Source organism: Serratia sp. 2C06 (assembly GCF_050037615.1).
Lineage (GTDB): Bacteria > Pseudomonadota > Gammaproteobacteria > Enterobacterales > Enterobacteriaceae > Serratia > Serratia ureilytica.
This window is the reverse complement of the sequence record NZ_CP188299.1, coordinates 3,480,712-3,497,429: the sequence shown is the minus strand read 5'-3', so window position 1 is coordinate 3,497,429 and position 16,718 is coordinate 3,480,712. Positions and strand designations below refer to the sequence as shown.

The window sequence follows — 16,718 nt, the reverse complement described above, 5'->3', positions numbered from 1 at the left end:
CGAAAACCATGTCCGCCACCGCCTCTGCCCCGCACGCCGCGCTGTCGCGCCTTTACGCCACCCACCACGCCTGGTTGCAGGGATGGTTGCGTCGGCGGCTGGGCTGCGCTTTCGACGCGGACGATGTGGCGCAGGACACCTTTATGCGCCTGCTGAAAAGCGACGCCGCGGCGACCCTGCGCGAGCCGAAAGATTTTCTGGTCACCGTCGCCAAGCGGGTGATGGTCGATCTGTTCCGCCGCAGAACGCTGGAGCGCGCCTATCTTGAGATGCTGGCGCTGATCCCGGAAGGCTACGCCCCGTCGCCGGAGCAGCGCCAGAGCCTGCTGGAAAGCCTGCAGCAGATCGACGCCATGCTCGACGGCCTGGGGCCGAAGGTAAAACAGGCCTTTCTGTTGTCGCAGCTCGAAGGCCTGGGCTATGCGGACATCGCCGCGCGCCTCGGCGTGTCGGTCAGTTCGGTTAAAAAATACATGGCCAAAGCCACCGAGCATTGCCTGCTGTTCATCCTCGAAAACGACGTTTATTCATGAGCAACGCCATCACCCCCGAGCAGCGCCAGGCGCTGAAAATGGCCGCACACTGGTATGCCCTGCTGTGCGACGAGCACGTCACCGAACGCCAGCGCCAACAGTGGCAAGCCTGGCACCAGCAGCATGACGATCACCGCTGGGCCTGGCAGCGCGTCGAAGCGTTGCAGAGCCAGCTGCAGGGCGTGCCGGGCAAATTCAGCTATCGCGCGCTCGATCGCGCCGGCCGTCAATCGACGATCGATCGCCGCACCCTGCTGAAAAGCCTGCTGCTGTTGCTCGGCGTGGGCGGCGGCGGCTTCTTCTACCGGTCGCCGCTCGGCCAGGAGCTGCGCGCCGACTACTGCACCGCCACCGGCGAAATCAAACCCATTGTGTTAAGCGACGGCACCCAGCTGGTGCTGAACACCGCCAGCGCGGTGGACGTGCATTACGACGATCGCCAACGGCTGATCCGCTTGCACGCCGGGGAAATCAGCCTGGTTACCGGACGCGATGCCCGGCCGCTGTGGGTGCAGAGCCCGCAAGGGGCGATGCGCGCGCTCGGCACCCGTTTTTTGGTGCGCGAGAGCGGCGGCGAAACGCGCCTGACGGTGCTGGAGCATGCAGTCGAAGCGCAGCTGGCGCAAGACGCGCAACAAAAGCGCCGGGTGAACGCCGGCGAACAGATAAGCTTCAGCGCGGCGGCCTTCAGCGATAAGCAACCGGCTACGGCGGAAGACGGCTGGCTACACGGGGTGCTGAGCGTCAGCCAGTGGCGGCTGGACCGGGTGATCGCCGAACTGGCGCGCTATCGGCGCGGCCACCTGAGCTGCGATCCGGCCGTTGCCGGCCTGCGCGTCAGCGGCAGTTTCCCGCTCAACGATACCGATCGCGCCCTCGCCCTGCTCAGCCAGACGCTGCCGGTACGCCTGCAAAGCTTTACCCGCTATTGGTTGCAAATCGTCCCCGCCTGAATTTTTTAAATGAAAATGATAAAAAATCGCATTCTTGATTGTCCCTTTTGCTTTGCTCATCCGACTCCCAGGAAAACACTGCAGCAATAAATAAAAAATGATTCAGGAGAAGGTATGAACAACGCTTGGGGAAAGGTCGCTCCGGCTTCGCTTTGGGGAAAACGGGCCACGCCGCTGGCCGTGGCCATTGGCCTGGTCTTCGCTGCACCGCAGATGGCGAACGCCGCCAGCGCCGCTGCCGCCTATCATATTCCGGCCGGTGAGCTGGACGGCGCGCTGAACGCTTTCGCCGCGCGCGCCGGCATCGCGCTCTCGGTGGACGGCGCACTAACCGCCGGTAAACGTTCGCCGGGCCTGAGCGGCAGCTACGGCGTCGATGACGGCCTGAACGCCCTGCTGGCGGGCAGCGGCCTGCAGGCTAAAGCGCTCGGCAACAACGGCTACACGCTGGCCAAACTGCCGCAGCCGCAGAAAGAAGAAGACATCACCGTGGTCGGCGACTGGCTGGCGGAAGGCCGTCAGGCAGACGTGTTCGAACACCCCGGCGCGCGCGACGTAGTGCGCCGCGAAGACTTCGTCAAAACCGGCACCACCACCGTGCGTGAAGCGTTGAACCGCGTGCCGGGCGTGGTGGCCCCGGAAAACAACGGCACCGGCAGCCACGATATGGCGCTGAACTTCGGCATACGCGGCCTCAACCCGCGCCTCGCCAGCCGCTCCACCGTGCTGATGGACGGCATCCCGGTGCCCTTCGCCCCTTACGGCCAGCCGCAGCTGTCGCTGGCACCGGTCTCGCTCGGCAATATGGATGCGATTGACGTGGTGCGCGGCGGCGGCGCGGTGCGCTATGGGCCGCAGAGCGTCGGCGGCGTCGTCAACTTCGTTACCCGCGCCATCCCGAAAACCTTCGGCCTGGAGGCCGGCATGCAGGGGCAGCTCAGCCCGACCTCGCGCCAGGATCACCCGAAAGGCACCGGCAACCTGATGATCGGCGGCACCGCCGACAACGGCTTCGGCGCGGCGCTGCTTTACTCCGGCACCCGCGGCAGCGACTGGCGCGAGCACAGCGCGACCAAGATAGACGACGTGATGCTGAAAAGCCGCTACGCCCCGAACGAGGTGCACACCTTCAACAGCCTGCTGCAATACTACGAAGGCGAAGCGAACATGCCGGGCGGCCTGAGCCGGGCGGACTACAACGCCAACCCGTTCCAGTCTACGCGCCCGTACGACAAGTTCTGGGGCCGCCGCCAGTTGGCGAACTTCGGCTACCAATATCAGCCTGATCAGCAGCATAAGTTCGACGTGCAGAGCTTCTACACCTACACCCTGCGCAGCGGCTATCTGGATCAGGGCAAGAACCTGACGCTGTCGCCGCGCGAATACTGGGTGCGCGGCGTAGAACCGCGCTACAGCCAGAGTTTCCGCTGGGGAGATTCCGCCCATGAGGTCGGCGTCGGCTACCGTTACGTCAGTGAGTCCACCCATGAGCTGCGCTACACCAGCAAGGCCAGCACCGGCAGGCTGCCGTCCACCGCCAGCCCGTACGATCGCGACACCCAGTCCGGCACCGAGGCGCACGCCTTCTATCTCGACGATCGCATCGACATCGGCGACTGGACCATCACGCCGGGCATGCGCTACGAGTACATCAAGTCGTATCAGAACAACTACATCAAGAATAACCGCCTCGACGTCAGCTATAACGCGCCGCTGCCGGCGTTGAACGTGATGTATCACCTGAACGAATACTGGAACCTGTACGCCAACACCGAAGGCTCCTTCGGCACCGTACAATACAGCCAGATGGGCAAAGCGGTCGACAGCGGCAAGATTGAACCGGAGAAGGCGCGCACCTGGGAACTGGGCACCCGCTACGCCGGCGATGCGCTGACCGGCGAGATCGGGCTGTTCCTGATCAACTTCAACAACCAGTACGATTCCAACCAGGTGACCGACAGCGTGACCGCGCGCGGCAAAACCCGCCACGCCGGGCTGGAAGGCAGCCTGCGTTACGATCTGTCGCAGCTGACGCCGAAACTGGACGACCTGACCGCCTACGCCAGCTACGCCTACGTCAACGCCACCATCCGCGAAGACGGCAGCTACAAGGGCAACCAGGTGCCGTTCTCGCCGAAGCATAAAGGCACCCTGGGGCTGGACTACACGCCGGGCAACTGGGCGTTTAACCTTAACGGCGAGTTCCAATCCAGCCAGTTCGCCGACAACGCCAACACCGTGGCGGAAAGCGCCGACGGCAGCACCGGCCGCATTCCCGGCTATATGCTGTGGGGCGTGCGCGCCGCCTATGATTTCGGCCCGGAAATGGCCGGCCTGAATCTGGGCGTCGGCGTGAAAAACCTGTTCAACCACGAGTATTTCACCCGCGCCTATGACGACAACAACAAAGGTCTGTACATCGGCCAGCCGCGCACGATCTATCTGCAAGGTTCGGTGAAGTTCTGATCCTCAACGGCGGGTGCGGTTAACCGTGCCCGCCGCCTTTCCTGTCAACGTGACAATGTCACATAAAACCGTTCCTCCGCGTCGCCGCAGCGGCGAAAAATAAGTCGCTTCTGACGCCAATACGCGTAATATCGACGATCCGCCCCGATTTATGTGCGCGGATTTTTTGCCGTTATGGCCTGAAAAGCGAGGAAATAAAATGAATCACAATGACCTTTCTCAGTGCCGCGTTGACACCGACCGTTTGTTGATTGCCCCCTTTACCGCAGCAGACGCCGACGATGTTTACCAGGCGATCACCCCCACGCTGACGCGCTTTATGACCTTTGAGCCGGAGGCGTCGCCGGAAGATTTCGCCAACGTTTGGCAAAGCTGGCTGCCGCTGATGCGCGAAGGCGAAGAAGTGATCTTCGTCGCCCGCCGGCGCGAAGACCGGCAGTTTGTCGGCGTCGGCGGCGCGCACAACCTGCGCAGCCCCACCCCGGAGCTGGGCATCTGGGTGAAAGAGAGCCTGCATGGCCAGGGCTACGGCCGCGAAATCGTGCAGGGCATCGCGCGCTGGGCCAGCGAGCGCTTTCAGCCGCCGCACTTTCTCTACCCGGTGGCCGAGCAGAATACCGCCAGCCGCCGTCTCGTCGAGTCGCTGGGCGGCGTGCTGGCAGGCCGTTGCGAACGCATCAAGTATGACGCCGTGGTCTACCACCTGCCGCCTCAGCGCTAATCAGCATCGGGCCGCTGGCCCGGTGTGACCTTTTTTCCTTTCCGCCGTGATAACCGCTGCCACTGCCTGCGGGTTTGTGCTAATGATAGAGGCATGTAGGGTAAAAACAGTTGAGGAACAGCAACATGATTATTTTTGTTACCGGCGCCACCTCCGGTTTCGGCGAGGCCATTGCGCGCCGTTTTATCCGTGAAGGCCACCAGGTGATCGCCGCCGGGCGCCGCCTTGAGCGTCTCGAAGCGCTGCAGGAAGAATTGGGGGAAGCGCTGCACATCGTGCGGCTCGACGTGCGCAACCGCGCCGCCATTCAGCAGGTGATAGAAGCGCTGCCGGCCGAGCTGCGCCAGATCGACGTGCTGGTGAACAACGCCGGGCTGGCGCTGGGGCTGGAGCCGGCGCACAAGGCCAACGCCGATGACTGGGAAACCATGATCGACACCAACGCCAAAGGGCTGGTGAACATGACCCGCGCGCTGCTGCCCGCCATGGTCGAGCGCAACGTCGGCCACGTGATCAACATCGGTTCCACCGCCGCCAACTGGCCCTATGCCGGCGGCAACGTGTACGGCGCCACCAAGGCGTTCGTCAAGCAGTTCAGTCTGGGCCTGCGCGCCGATCTGCACGGCACGCGCATCCGCGTGACCGATATCGAGCCGGGCCTGGTGGGCGGCACCGAATTCTCCAACGTGCGCTTCAAGGGCGATGACGGCAAGGTCAATAAAACCTACGAAGGCGCCGATGCGCTGACGCCGGAAGACATCGCCGAGTCGGTATTCTGGGTCGCCACGTTGCCGGCGCGCGTCAACATCAACACGCTGGAAATGATGCCGGTCAGCCAGTCCTTCGCCGGGCTGAACATCCACCGCGGCGCCTGAGCCCTGTCGGCGGGAGGCGACTCCCGCCGTGTTTCCTCAGGCCGCGCGCCAGCCGGAAACAATAATCAGCATGCCCGCCAGCGCCACCCCGGCGCCGACCCAATCCAGCGTAGACAGCTTCACGCCGTCCACCACTCGCAGCCACAGCAGCGCCGTCGCCACATACACGCCGCCATAGGCCGCGTAGACCCGCCCGCTGGCCGCAGGATGCAGCGTCAACAGCCAGACGAACAGCATCAGGCTCAAGGCCGCCGGCAGCAGCAGCCAGGCGCTGCCCTGCTTCTTGAGCCACAGGTAAGGCAGGAAACAGCCGATAATTTCAGCGAGCGCAGTGGCGAAAAACAACAGCGTAGTTTTTAACATCGGTCGCAGTTTTCTCTCGATAAAGTAAACGAATCGGCGCTTGGCTGGTGAATTCCAGGAGCGCAGTGGTATATTTGTCACCACGCCTGCGGGCGAGGTAACGCCAGTGCCGCCTTCATCAGGCGCACTCACTCATAAGGATGAAACGATGAAAACATTTTCGACCCAACGACTGCTGCGCGGGATGCTGCCGGTCGCCATGCTGGCCGTAATGGGCGCCTGGCAGGCGCCGGCGCTGGCTGCCACCTGCACTCAGGGCAGTACCTGCGTCACCGTCGATGGCAAAGGCAGCGGCGCGATGAGCACCGAAGAAGCGCGCCAGAGCAAAGAGCAGTGGAATGATACCAAATCCCTGCGCCACAAGGTTAACACCCGCGTCGAGAAAGAATTCGACAAGATCGATCGCGCGGCGGATGACGAAGATCGCTGCAACGACAGCAACAACGTCAACGCCTACTGGGAGCCGGACACCCGTAAATGTCTGGATCGCCAGACCGGGCGTCGGATTAATCCTTAATCCGCCTGCGGCGGGCGGGCAAGCGTGAAACCCGGCCGCCGTTGCTGCTATCCTGTTACAGGAAGTCCATTGTCTAAAAGGATGACGTGATGAAAAAAACGCTGATATTAACCGCTGTGTTGCTGGCCGGCGCGCCGATAGCGGCCCTGGCCTCCTGCGAAAGCGTGAAAGCGGACATTTCGCAAAAAATCGTCAATAACGGCGTGCCGGAGTCCGGCTTCAAACTGGAGATCGTGCCAAACGATCAGGCCGATCAAGCGGGCGGCCAGGTGGTCGGCCACTGCGAAAACGACACCCAGAAGATCGTCTACACCCGCCTGAACAACGGCGACGATCGCGGTGATGCGGCGCAGACCGGCACCAGCCAGGATACCTCCAACACGCAGTAAGCCGCACCGGCTACCAGGGCGCTCTGCAGCAGCGCCCGCTCCTTCTTTCCTTACGCCTGTTCCGCCTCTTCCTCTTCGCCCTGCGGCCGACAACGCGCCGGGATCAGCATCGCCGCCGCCAGCGCCAGCAACGACACCAGCGCCGAAACCAGAAACACCCAATGCAGCGAAGCCGCCACTTGCTGGGTCAGCTGCGCCAACGCCTCGCTCCCCATGCTCTGGCGCACCGCCGGTTCCATCAGCCGCTGCACCGGATCGTCAATCTCCGGCAAACGCCACTGCAGGTTGAGATTCAGCGTCGCGCCCAAAATCGCGGTGCCGATGGCCGAGCCCACCATGCGGGTAAACACCGTACAGGCGGTGGCGATGCCGCGAATGCTGTAATGCGCCGCGTTCTGCACCGAAACCAGAAACGTAGTATTGCACAGCCCCATGCCGGCGCCGACCATAAACGCCGCCACCCGCCCCCACAGCAAGCCGCCCTCCGGCTGCAGCAGCAGCAAGATCAGGCCGCCCGCCACCAACAACAGCGCGCCCAGCAGCGCCGTGGCGCGGTACGAGGTCATCAGCATCAAGCGGCCGCTCAGCGTGCTGGCCAGCGGCCACCCGATCGACATCAGCGCCAGCGTGGTGCCCGCCTCCAGCGGCGAGCCCCCCATCACGCCCTGAATGAAGGTCGGCAGAAAGGCGCTGATGCCCATCATCGCCGCGCCGATCACCAGCCCGCCGATGTTACCGGCGACGATCACCCGGCTTTGCCACAGCGCCAACGGGAACAGCGGTTCGACCGCGCGCCGCTCCTGGCGGACAAGCAGCGCCAGCGCCGCCGCCGCCAGCGCAAACAGCGGCACCACCCACCAGCCCAGGCTTTCCATCTGCAACAGCGCCAGCAGCAGCGCCGAAACGAACAGCGTCAGCCAGGCGGTGCCGGCCAGATCCAGCGCGTGCTGGCGCAATGGCTGATGCGCCGGCAGATAGCGCCAGAGGAAGAACATCGCCAACAGGCCGATCGGCAGGTTGACCCAGAACACCAACGCCCACGGCAAATGTTGCACGATAAACGCCCCCAACAGCGGGCCGATGATCGCCGACACGCCCCACACGCTCGACAGGTATCCCATCACCTTCGGCCGTTCGGTGGCGCTGTAGATATCGCCGATGATGGTAGAGGCGATCGGCATGATGGCGCCGGCGCCCAGCCCCTGCAGCAGACGAAAGCCGATCAGCCAATACATGTCGGGGGCGAAACCGCACAGTACCGATCCCAACAGGAACAGCGTGGCGCCGAAGAAGAACACCCGTTTGCGGCCGTAGAGATCCGCCAGCCGCCCGTAGATGGGAATGGTGATCGCCTGCGACAGCAAATAGACCGCGAACACCCAGCCCAGCAGCGAGAAACCGCCGAGATCGCCGATGATGGTCGGCATGGCGGTGGCGACGATGGTGGCTTCGATCGCCGACATGAACATCGCCAGCATGCAGGCGATCAGAATCAGCGGGCGGTGAGCGATGGGTGCGGGTGAAACGTTATTTGTCATGGCGTTATGCAGGTTTCCTGGCGTTTTTGTTTTCCCTGAGTATATCAGCAAGCGCCTACACCGAGTCTATCCGCCCTCACATCCCGTCTTCGCCGACGGCGGATCGCACCATTTGGACTTGTTGTTACAGCGTAACGTTATGCGGCGGATTTTTTTCACTTTCCCCCCATCCCAGCGCTGACGCGGGCTGACACGCCGATTGGCGCAAACTCAATCACCTGATTTTGTTCATAAAACTTGGCACGGTCAACGACAGAGTGCTATACCTTCCCTAGCCGGGGTCGTTGGGCTTCGTGCTTTCTCGGGTTTAAATATCAGTATCTTATGCTGATTAACTCACGTATTGAGCCTACGTTCAGCACGCTGTGCCGAACGCACCCTTCGCTCAATGTCGCTAACCTCATGCGAAACGCCCGTTTTGTACCGCCACGCCCGCCGGGCCGTGGGTAACAATCAGAGCGGAATGCGCCGTCTCGTCGGCCGCTCCGCGCAACGGAGGACGCAACATCATGCACAAGTCAGCGCCATACCGGCGCCTGCTCCTCGGGAGCCTGTTGTTTATCGCCGTCATCGCACTGCTGGTTTACGGCATCGGTTGGGACACCCTCAAGTCGCGCCGGGAAGATTTGATCTACCTCGGCCAACAACACATGTTCCTGGTGGCCTGCTCCATGCTGCTGTCGCTGCTGGTCGGTATTCCCAGCGGTATCTTGCTGAGCCGCCCTTTCGCCCGCCGCTGGGCGGAACACGTGATGCAAATCTTCAACGTCGGCAACACCCTGCCGCCGCTGGCGGTGCTGGCGCTGGCGATGGTGATCATCGGCATCGGCGATCGGCCGGCGGTGGTGGCGCTGTTCCTCGCCTCGCTGCTGCCCATCGTGCGCAATACCTATGCCGGCCTGCGTTCGGTGCCGCCGGCGCTGGTCGAGGCCGCCAACGGTATTGGCATGACCGCCGGGCAGCGGCTGCGCCAGGTCGAACTCCCCAACGCCCTGCCAGTGATCTTCGCCGGGATACGCATCGCGATGGCGATTAACGTCGGCACCGCGCCGCTGGCGTTTTTAATCGGCGCCAGCAGCTACGGCGAGCTGATTTTCCCCGGCATCTACCTGAACGACTTCCCGACGCTGATCCTCGGCGCCGCCGCCACCGCGCTGATCGCCCTGCTGCTCGATCTGGCGCTGGCCGGTCTCGGCCGCCGGCTCAGCCCGCACACCGCATCCTGATGGGAGAAACGCGATGACTCGATGGTTACAACGACTCCGCCACGCGCTGCTGTTCTCCTTGCTGATGACCGGCGCGGCCGCCTGGGCCGCCCCGCTGACGCTGGCGAGCAAGAACTTTACCGAACAGCGCATTCTGTCGGCGATCACCGTGCAATACCTGCGGGCCAAAGGTTTTCAGGTCGAACCCAAGACCAACCTGGCCACGGTGATCACCCGCAACGCCATGATCAACAAGCAGATCGACATGACCTGGGAATACACCGGCACCTCGCTGATCATCTTTAACCACATCAATAAGCGCATGACGCCGCAGGAAACCTACGACACGGTGAAAAAGCTCGACGCCAAACTCGGCCTGGTGTGGCTGCAGCCGGCGGACATGAACAACACCTACGCCTTCGCCATGCAGCGCCGGCGCGCGGAAAAAGAGCAGATTCGCACGATGTCGCAGCTGGTGGCCAAAGTGGAACAGGTGCGTAAAACCGACCCTAAACACAACTGGCTGCTGGGGTTGGATCTGGAGTTTGCCGGCCGCTCGGACGGCCTGAAACCGATGCAGGCGCTGTACGACATGCCGCTCGATCGCCCGCAAATCCGCCAGATGGATCCCGGCCTGGTCTACAACGCCATCCGCGACGGCTTCGTCGACGCCGGGCTGGTGTACACCACCGATGGCCGGGTGAAAGGGTTCGATCTGCAGGTGCTGGAAGACGACAAAGGCTATTTCCCGAGCTATGCGGTCACGCCGGTAGTGCGCGCCGACGTATTGCAAAACACGCCGGGGCTGGAAGCGGCGCTGAACACGCTGTCGAAACAGTTCAACAATCAGGTGATCACCGAGCTGAACGCTAAGGTGGATATCGACTATCAGACGCCGCAACAGGTCGCCGACGCGTTCCTCAAGCAGCGCGGCCTGATTTAGGAGGCATGATGAATACCTTACTTTACGCCTGGCAAAACTGGGCCTATATCGCCGGATTGACGCTGGAACACCTGCTGCTGGTCGGCGTCGCCGTCGGCCTGGCGATCCTGATCGGCGTGCCGCTTGGCGTGCTGATCGTCCGCCACAAATGGCTGGCGACGCCGGTGCTGAGCCTGGCCACGCTGGTGCTGACCGTGCCCTCCATCGCCCTGTTCGGGCTGATGATCCCGCTGTTTTCATTGATTGGCCACGGCATCGGCTACGTGCCGGCGATCACCGCGGTGTTCCTCTACTCGCTGCTGCCGATCGTGCGCAATACCCACACCGCGCTCGACAATCTGCCCGGCGGGCTGCGCGAAGCCGGCCGCGGCATCGGCATGACCTTCTGGCAACGGCTGCGCTGGGTGGAGATCCCGGTGGCGCTGCCGGTGATTTTCGGCGGCATCCGCACCGCCGTGGTGATGAATATCGGCGTAATGGCGATCGCCGCGGTGATCGGCGCCGGCGGCCTCGGCCTGCTGCTGCTCAACGGCATCAGCAGCAGTGACATTCGCCAGTTGATTACCGGCGCCGTGATGATCAGCCTGCTGGCGATCGTCCTCGATTGGTTATTGCACCGCTTGCAAATTGCGCTAACGCCCAAGGGGATCCGCTCATGATTAAATTGGAAAATCTGACCAAACAGTTCATGCAAAAGAACGGCACGCCGTTCAACGCCGTCGACAACATCAATCTGGACGTGCCGGAAGGTGAAATCTGCGTGCTGCTCGGCCCTTCCGGCTGCGGCAAAACCACCACGCTGAAGATGATCAACCGCCTGATCGAACCCACCGGCGGCACCATTCTGATCAACGGCGAAGACACCAGCGCGCTGGATACCGTCAGCCTGCGCCGTAAAATCGGCTACGTCATCCAACAGATCGGTCTGTTCCCCAACATGACCATCGAGGAGAACATCACCGTGGTGCCGCGCATGCTGGGCTGGGACAAAAAACGCTGCCACGCCCGCGCCGAGGAGCTGATGAGTATGGTGGCGCTGGACCCCAAACGCTTTTTGCACCGCTACCCGAAAGAGATGTCGGGCGGGCAGCAACAGCGCATCGGCGTGATCCGCGCGCTGGCGGCCGATCCGCCTGTGCTGCTGATGGATGAACCCTTCGGCGCGGTAGATCCGATCAACCGCGAAACCATCCAGAACGAGTTTCTCGACATGCAGCGCCAGCTGAAAAAGACCGTGATGCTGGTCAGCCACGACATCGACGAAGCACTGAAGCTCGGCGATCGCATTGCGGTGTTCCGCCAGGGTAAAATCGTGCAGAACGCCAGCGCCGATGAGCTGCTGGCGCGGCCGGCGAACGAGTTCGTCGCCTCCTTTGTCGGCCAGGATCGCACGCTGAAGCGCCTGCTGCTGGTGCAGGCCGGAGACGTGGCAGGCCAACAAGAGACGGTGACGGTGCGCCGGGAAACGCCGCTGGTGGAGGCGTTCGGGCTGATGGACGATATCGACGCCCGTTCAGTGACGGTAGTGGACGCCGACGGCAAGCCGCTGGGCTACGTCAAACGCCGTGAGGCGCGCGACGCGCCGGGGGTGTGCGCCGACAGCCTGCACCGTTTCCGCGTCACCGCCCGCGCGGAAGAGAACCTGCGCGTGGTGCTGTCGAAGCTGTACGAACACAACACTTCCTGGATGCCGATCGTCGATGAAGACGGCCGCTACAGCGGCGAAATCTCGCAGGATTATATCGCCGACTACCTCAGTTCCGGCCGCACACGCCGGGTGTTGACGCCGCAATAACCCACGCCGGGGCGCTCGCCGCCCCGCCCATGCCGCAGTTTGCTAAAGATTCACTGGTCATCGGCCGGAGCGCCAAGCACAATGCGCTGATGACCCTTTGATTTTTCTCACGACGCCGCCCACGCATGAAAAGATTGGTCCATCTGCACCACTATCGCGCCCTGCTGCGCAGCCTGTTTATCGCCGTGTTTATCGGCGTCGCCGCCGCCCTGGCGGTGTGGCTGTTCCACCGTTCGATGATTGGCCTCGAGTGGCTGCTGCTCGGCAATGCCGACGGCAGCCTGGTGGCCGCCGCCGCCGCGCTGCCCGGCTGGCGACGCGCGCTGACGCCCGCGCTGGGCGGTCTGGCGGCGGGCCTGCTGCTGTACATTCACCAGCGCTACCGCCACCAGCGCCCGGCGGCGCCCACCGACTATATGGAAGCGATTGAGACCGGCAACGGCAAGCTGGATACCGGCGCCAGCCTGGTGAAGTGTCTGGCGTCGCTGCTGGTGGTGTCGAGCGGCAGCGCCATCGGCCGCGAAGGCGCGATGATCCTGCTGGCGGCGCTGGTGGGATCGCTCTTCGCCCAGCGCTTTACGCACGAGAAAGAATGGAAACTGTGGGTGGCCTGCGCCGCCGCCGCCGGGATGGCCAGCGCCTACCATGCGCCGTTGGCGGGCAGCCTGTTTATCGCCGAGATCCTGTTCGGCACCCTGATGCTGGCCTCACTCGGCCCGGTGGTGATCGCCGCAGTGAGCGCTCTGCTGATGACCAACCTGCTCAACGGCGGCCAGGCGCCGCTCTACCTGGTGACGCCGCTCGCCGCCCCCTTGCCGACGCAATACCTGCTGATGGCGCTGGTCGGCGTGGTGGCCGGCGCCGGCGGGCCGCTGTTTTTGTGGTTGATGACCGCCAGCGGTCGCGCCTTCCGATCGCTGCGCCTGAAGCCGCCGTTGCAGCTGGCGTTGGGCGGCCTGATCGTCGGGCTGCTTTCGCTGCTGTTTCCGCAAGTGTGGGGCAATGGCTACAGCGTGGTGCAGGCGCTGCTGATCGCGCCGCCGGGGGTGTTGCTGCTGGGCGCGATCCTGGTGTGTAAACTGTTGGCGATCCTCGCCAGCAGCGGCTCGGGCGCGCCCGGCGGGGTCTTCACCCCGACGCTGTTCGTCGGCGCCGCGCTCGGATCGATAATCGGTCAGCTGTTCGGCCTGTGGCCGGGCATGGATGCGGCGGTGCCGCTGCTGCTGGCGCTGACCGGCATGGCCACCCTGCTGGCCGCCACCACCCATGCGCCGATCATGGCGGCGCTGATGGTGTTTGAAATGACCGGCGAATACGCGCTGCTGCCCGGCATTCTGCTCGCCTGCGTGATCGCCACCACCGTGTCGCGCGGCCTGCGGCCGATCTCGGTGTACCACACGGCGCCGCTGCCCAAACGCGAGGTTTAGAACTCACCCTGCTGCAATATTTTCCTGAACTGCGGGCACTGCAGGTGCTCGGGTTCAGGGCAATCGACCATGTGCCGCAGCCCGTCGCGCACCTGCATCAGGCGCTGGATATGGCGATCCAACTCATCCGCCCGCGCCGCCAGCAACACGCGATCGAGCGCGATTTTGCCCCGTTCGTCAAACAAGGCGCTCATCTCATCCAACGTAAAACCGGCCAGGCGCGCGAGGGCGATCAACCGCAGTTGATCGAGCACCCCGGCGGCGTATTGACGGCGCAAACCGTGGCGACCTATCGACGCGATCAGCCCCTTTTTCTCGTAATGCCGCAGCGCAGAAGGCGCGACTCCGCTCAGGCGCGCCACCGCGCCGATATCCAGCTCTTTTGCCATTGACTTGAAGCCGACTTTAAGTTGCACACTGTGCGCACCTTATCACGTCACTGAGCCAGGGACACCCCTATGACCCCCGATTTGTTATTGCGCATTCTGTTAACCGGCGCCGGCGCCACCCTCTGCATGGATTTGTGGGCGTTGCTGCTGAAGCGGCGCTTCGGCATCCCTTCCCTCGATTACGCGCTGGTGGGCCGCTGGTTTCTCGGCATGTTCGACGGCCGCTGGTTTCACGCCACCATCGTCACGGCGCCGCCGCGCCAGGGTGAGAGAAAAATCGGCTGGATACTGCACTACGCCATCGGCTTGGCGTTCGCCTTTATCCCGCTCGGTTTGGCGGGCATCGAGTGGTATGCGGCGCCGGAACCGCGCATCGCGCTGTTGAGCGGCTGGCTGAGCCTGGCGGCGCCGTTTCTGGTGATGCAGCCCGCGCTGGGCTTTGGCGTGGCGGCGGCGAAAACCGCCAATCCGCGCAGAGCGCGGCTCCTCAGCCTGCTCACCCACACGGTGTATGGGCTGGGCCTGCTGATCGCCGCCCGATTGTTGGCGACGTTCTGCGCCTGAATGGGCTACAGCAACGTGGAAATATCGAGGTAGTGCGCCAGTTCGCGCTGCTCCGCGCGCGGCAGATACGGAATTTCACCCAGCAGCGGCGCGGAAATGCGCTGCTGCAGCGCCGTGATGGTTTCGGCATAGTGTGCCAACCCCGGATTGATGCGGTTGGCCACCCAGCCCAGCAGCGGCAAGCCGTCGTTGATGATCGACTGCGCGGTCAGCAGCGCGTGGCTGACGCAGCCCAGCTTGATGCCCACCACCAACACCACCGGCAGTTGCTCCTGCACCACCCATTCGGCGTACGGCCGCAGATCGTTCATCAGCACGCGCCAGCCGCCGCTGCCCTCTACCACCACCGTATCGGCTTTGGCGGACAGATCGCGCAGGCCGCTGCTCATCAGGCCGTAGTTGATGTCCTCGGTGGCATGCGCATGAAACACCTCATCCAGACAGGTGATGGGATTGATCTCCTCATAGCACAGCGGCAAGGTGGAAGATGCCTGCAACACCAAAGCGTCTTTATTGCGGATGCCCTCGCTGGTTTCCTGGCAGCGCGCGGCGATCGGCTTGTAGCCCGCGACCGAGCGGCCATCGGCGGCCAGCGCCTGCATCAACCCGCGGGAAACCACGGTTTTACCGACGTCGGTATCCGTGCCTGTCACAAATAAACGCTTCAACATGAATAAAATGCCCCAGAATGCCCCGTTAACAATGTATCGCCGCACCGGCGGCGAAGAAGTCTTGCGGAAAAATTCTAGGGGATGCCGCCACGTAGGGGCTTGAGGTAGCTCAATCTTTTGCGGGATTAATAAGAAGTTCTGATGTTAGCCTTGCAGCAGCTGCACCAGCAATGAACCATTGTACAGCGCCTCTTTCACCAGCGCCGCGCCGGGCATGGTGCCCTGATTGAAGAACTGCGTGGATTCAACCTTGACCTGCTCGCTGTAGGCCGGCAGCGCCTGCTGGCGAATGCAGGAGGCGATGGCCGGGTGCAGGATCTCCGCCGCGCGGTTGAGCGGCGAACCCACCAGGATCTTCTCCGGATTGAACAGGTTGACCATGATAGCCAGAATGCGCCCCACGCTGTGGCCGACGCCGAGGATGATGTCCCGTGCCAGTTGATCGCCCGCCAGCGCGGCGTCGCACAGCGATTCAACGGTCAGCGGCGCGCCGTGCAGGCTGGAGCTCATCGAGCCGCTCAGCCGCTGCTGGGCGATCTCCAGCATGTTCTCGATGCTGGCCACGGTCTCGAGGCAGCCGTGGTTGCCGCAGTAGCAGCGTTTGCCGTAAGGATCGACCTGGGTGTGGCCGATCTCCACCACGCTGTGGCTGCCGGCATGCAGCACGTGGCCGCCGGTGATCACGCCGGCGCCGACGTTGTGGTCGATCACCACCTGAATCACGTTCTGGCTGCCGCGCGAGGCGCCGTACAACGCCTCGGCCATGGTCCAGGCGCTGATGTCGTGTTGCAAATAGACGGGCAGACCGGTCCGGGTTTCCAGCGCCGGGCCGAGCGGCATCTCCAGCACGTCGTAAAACGGCATGCGGTGCACCACGCCGGACTGCACGTCGATAATGCCCGGCAGCGTAATGGCGATCGCCGTCAACCGTTCCAGCTTGCTTTGGTGGCGAATAAAGAATTGATCGACTTCGGTCAGGATGCGTTTCAGCAGCGGTTCGGGATCTTCGGCCGCCAGCGGCAGCAGCTCTTCCACCACCAGTTTGCTGCTCAGATCGCGCAGCGCCAGCGTGATGCTGCCGCGGCTGATGCGGGCGGACAGGTAGTGCCAGGCCTCGGTGTCCAGCACCAGCCCCACCGCCGGGCGGCCCCGGCTGCCGATTTCCTGGTACTCGGTTTCCTTGACCAGATGGGCTTCCAGCAGTTCGCGCACGATCTTGGTGATGCTGGCGGGCGCCAGCTGTGCGCGTTTTGACAGTTCGATGCGCGAAATCGGGCCCAGTTGATCGATTAGCCGATAAACCGCCCCCGCATTGGTCTGTTTGATTTGATCAATATGCCCAGGCTGCCCAACCGCAATCACAAACCGG

The 16,718-nt window shown here is 63.2% G+C and carries 18 protein-coding genes; 13 read left to right on the top strand and 5 right to left on the bottom strand.

The genetic code is table 11. The features are described 5' to 3' along the window. Positions 1-8: 8 nt before the first annotated feature. The 5 genes from fecI (at position 9) to ydfG (ending at position 5,548) form a co-directional block, all read left to right on the top strand. Complete coding sequence (gene fecI, locus ACP3TA_RS17385) at positions 9-533, top strand: ferric citrate uptake sigma factor FecI (RefSeq protein WP_046686988.1); 525 nt, start codon at positions 9-11, stop codon at positions 531-533. Continuing rightward, on the top strand, positions 530-1,486 hold the full coding sequence (gene fecR, locus ACP3TA_RS17380) for a ferric citrate uptake sigma factor regulator FecR (protein WP_089194710.1): 957 nt from the start codon (positions 530-532) through the stop codon (positions 1,484-1,486). Before fecI ends, fecR begins: the two co-directional genes overlap by 4 nt. 114 nt (positions 1,487-1,600) lie before the next feature. Then, the gene (fecA, locus tag ACP3TA_RS17375; RefSeq protein WP_089194709.1) at positions 1,601-3,952 is read left to right on the top strand and encodes a TonB-dependent Fe(3+) dicitrate receptor FecA; all 2,352 of its coding nucleotides are present in this window, start codon (positions 1,601-1,603) and stop codon (positions 3,950-3,952) included. Between the two features lie 199 nt (positions 3,953-4,151). Continuing rightward, the gene (locus tag ACP3TA_RS17370; protein WP_060660756.1) at positions 4,152-4,673 is read left to right on the top strand and encodes a GNAT family N-acetyltransferase; all 522 of its coding nucleotides are present in this window, start codon (positions 4,152-4,154) and stop codon (positions 4,671-4,673) included. A 125-nt stretch (positions 4,674-4,798) separates the two neighbouring features. Beyond that, on the top strand, positions 4,799-5,548 hold the full coding sequence (ydfG, locus tag ACP3TA_RS17365) for a bifunctional NADP-dependent 3-hydroxy acid dehydrogenase/3-hydroxypropionate dehydrogenase YdfG (protein WP_033642989.1): 750 nt from the start codon (positions 4,799-4,801) through the stop codon (positions 5,546-5,548). A 36-nt stretch (positions 5,549-5,584) separates the two neighbouring features. Here the strand turns inward: ydfG and ACP3TA_RS17360 are convergent, their stop codons facing one another. Then, positions 5,585-5,911: a YnfA family protein gene (locus ACP3TA_RS17360; protein WP_033650474.1), complete on the bottom strand. Its 327-nt coding sequence runs from the start codon at positions 5,909-5,911 to the stop codon at positions 5,585-5,587. Between the two features lie 148 nt (positions 5,912-6,059). Here ACP3TA_RS17360 and ACP3TA_RS17355 point away from each other — a divergent pair, with 148 nt between their 5' ends. After that, positions 6,060-6,428 (top strand): DUF1283 family protein, encoded by a 369-nt coding sequence (locus ACP3TA_RS17355; protein WP_033633135.1) that lies wholly within the window; start codon positions 6,060-6,062, stop codon positions 6,426-6,428. An 89-nt stretch (positions 6,429-6,517) separates the two neighbouring features. Next, positions 6,518-6,817 carry a DUF1161 domain-containing protein gene (locus ACP3TA_RS17350; RefSeq protein WP_033642988.1) on the top strand — a complete coding sequence of 100 codons (300 nt, stop codon included), beginning with the start codon at positions 6,518-6,520 and terminating at the stop codon, positions 6,815-6,817. Positions 6,818-6,867: 50 nt separating this feature from the next. On the opposite strand, the gene ACP3TA_RS17345 is transcribed toward ACP3TA_RS17350, so the two are convergent. Continuing rightward, the gene (locus tag ACP3TA_RS17345) at positions 6,868-8,355 is read right to left on the bottom strand and encodes an MDR family MFS transporter (protein ID WP_033642987.1); all 1,488 of its coding nucleotides are present in this window, start codon (positions 8,353-8,355) and stop codon (positions 6,868-6,870) included. Between the two features lie 509 nt (positions 8,356-8,864). On the opposite strand from ACP3TA_RS17345, the gene ACP3TA_RS17340 reads away from it, so the two are divergent. The 5 genes from ACP3TA_RS17340 (at position 8,865) to clcB (ending at position 13,725) form a co-directional block, all read left to right on the top strand. Next, a complete protein-coding gene (locus ACP3TA_RS17340; RefSeq protein ID WP_033642986.1) occupies positions 8,865-9,581 on the top strand; it encodes an ABC transporter permease in 717 nt (238 codons plus the stop codon). Between the two features lie 64 nt (positions 9,582-9,645). Next, positions 9,646-10,503, top strand: coding sequence for a glycine betaine ABC transporter substrate-binding protein (locus ACP3TA_RS17335; protein WP_223524993.1), 858 nt, complete (start codon positions 9,646-9,648; stop codon positions 10,501-10,503). Positions 10,504-10,511: 8 nt separating this feature from the next. Further along, positions 10,512-11,162 carry an osmoprotectant ABC transporter permease OsmW gene (gene osmW, locus ACP3TA_RS17330; RefSeq protein WP_015377782.1) on the top strand — a complete coding sequence of 217 codons (651 nt, stop codon included), beginning with the start codon at positions 10,512-10,514 and terminating at the stop codon, positions 11,160-11,162. Next, positions 11,159-12,298, top strand: a complete 1,140-nt coding sequence (gene osmV, locus ACP3TA_RS17325; protein WP_206195903.1) for an osmoprotectant ABC transporter ATP-binding protein OsmV — start codon at positions 11,159-11,161, stop codon at positions 12,296-12,298. Before osmW ends, osmV begins: the two co-directional genes overlap by 4 nt. 125 nt (positions 12,299-12,423) lie before the next feature. Further along, entirely contained in the window at positions 12,424-13,725 is a 1,302-nt protein-coding gene (gene clcB / locus ACP3TA_RS17320) for a voltage-gated ClC-type chloride channel ClcB (RefSeq protein ID WP_047026177.1), read from the top strand. Here clcB and ACP3TA_RS17315 read toward each other — a convergent pair. Beyond that, a complete protein-coding gene (locus ACP3TA_RS17315; RefSeq protein WP_072627190.1) occupies positions 13,722-14,114 on the bottom strand; it encodes a helix-turn-helix domain-containing protein in 393 nt (130 codons plus the stop codon). The genes clcB and ACP3TA_RS17315 overlap by 4 nt on opposite strands. 69 nt (positions 14,115-14,183) lie before the next feature. Between ACP3TA_RS17315 and ACP3TA_RS17310 the strand changes: the two genes are divergently transcribed. Further along, a complete protein-coding gene (locus ACP3TA_RS17310) occupies positions 14,184-14,678 on the top strand; it encodes a DUF2938 family protein (protein WP_033642981.1) in 495 nt (164 codons plus the stop codon). A gap of 5 nt (positions 14,679-14,683) precedes the next feature. Here the strand turns inward: ACP3TA_RS17310 and bioD are convergent, their stop codons facing one another. Together bioD and mlc are read right to left on the bottom strand one after the other, a co-directional pair. After that, entirely contained in the window at positions 14,684-15,349 is a 666-nt protein-coding gene (gene bioD / locus ACP3TA_RS17305) for a dethiobiotin synthase (RefSeq protein WP_033642979.1), read from the bottom strand. A 144-nt stretch (positions 15,350-15,493) separates the two neighbouring features. Beyond that, positions 15,494-16,711 carry a sugar metabolism global transcriptional regulator Mlc gene (mlc, locus tag ACP3TA_RS17300; RefSeq protein WP_033642978.1) on the bottom strand — a complete coding sequence of 406 codons (1,218 nt, stop codon included), beginning with the start codon at positions 16,709-16,711 and terminating at the stop codon, positions 15,494-15,496. Between the last annotated feature and the right edge of the window lie 7 nt (positions 16,712-16,718).

Coding starts and splice junctions, on each gene's coding strand:
- ACP3TA_RS17310 (WP_033642981.1), top strand. CDS start 14,184: ATGACCCCCGATTTGTTATTGCGCATTCTGTTAACCGGCGCCGGCGCC.
- ACP3TA_RS17335 (WP_223524993.1), top strand. CDS start 9,646: ATGACCGGCGCGGCCGCCTGGGCCGCCCCGCTGACGCTGGCGAGCAAG.
- ACP3TA_RS17370 (WP_060660756.1), top strand. CDS start 4,152: ATGAATCACAATGACCTTTCTCAGTGCCGCGTTGACACCGACCGTTTG.
- fecA (WP_089194709.1), top strand. CDS start 1,601: ATGAACAACGCTTGGGGAAAGGTCGCTCCGGCTTCGCTTTGGGGAAAA.
- ACP3TA_RS17345 (WP_033642987.1), bottom strand. CDS start 8,355: ATGACAAATAACGTTTCACCCGCACCCATCGCTCACCGCCCGCTGATT.
- osmW (WP_015377782.1), top strand. CDS start 10,512: ATGAATACCTTACTTTACGCCTGGCAAAACTGGGCCTATATCGCCGGA.
- ACP3TA_RS17355 (WP_033633135.1), top strand. CDS start 6,060: ATGAAAACATTTTCGACCCAACGACTGCTGCGCGGGATGCTGCCGGTC.
- osmV (WP_206195903.1), top strand. CDS start 11,159: ATGATTAAATTGGAAAATCTGACCAAACAGTTCATGCAAAAGAACGGC.
- ACP3TA_RS17340 (WP_033642986.1), top strand. CDS start 8,865: ATGCACAAGTCAGCGCCATACCGGCGCCTGCTCCTCGGGAGCCTGTTG.
- clcB (WP_047026177.1), top strand. CDS start 12,424: ATGAAAAGATTGGTCCATCTGCACCACTATCGCGCCCTGCTGCGCAGC.
- fecR (WP_089194710.1), top strand. CDS start 530: ATGAGCAACGCCATCACCCCCGAGCAGCGCCAGGCGCTGAAAATGGCC.
- ACP3TA_RS17350 (WP_033642988.1), top strand. CDS start 6,518: ATGAAAAAAACGCTGATATTAACCGCTGTGTTGCTGGCCGGCGCGCCG.
- fecI (WP_046686988.1), top strand. CDS start 9: ATGTCCGCCACCGCCTCTGCCCCGCACGCCGCGCTGTCGCGCCTTTAC.
- ACP3TA_RS17360 (WP_033650474.1), bottom strand. CDS start 5,911: ATGTTAAAAACTACGCTGTTGTTTTTCGCCACTGCGCTCGCTGAAATT.
- ACP3TA_RS17315 (WP_072627190.1), bottom strand. CDS start 14,114: ATGGCAAAAGAGCTGGATATCGGCGCGGTGGCGCGCCTGAGCGGAGTC.
- bioD (WP_033642979.1), bottom strand. CDS start 15,349: ATGTTGAAGCGTTTATTTGTGACAGGCACGGATACCGACGTCGGTAAA.
- ydfG (WP_033642989.1), top strand. CDS start 4,799: ATGATTATTTTTGTTACCGGCGCCACCTCCGGTTTCGGCGAGGCCATT.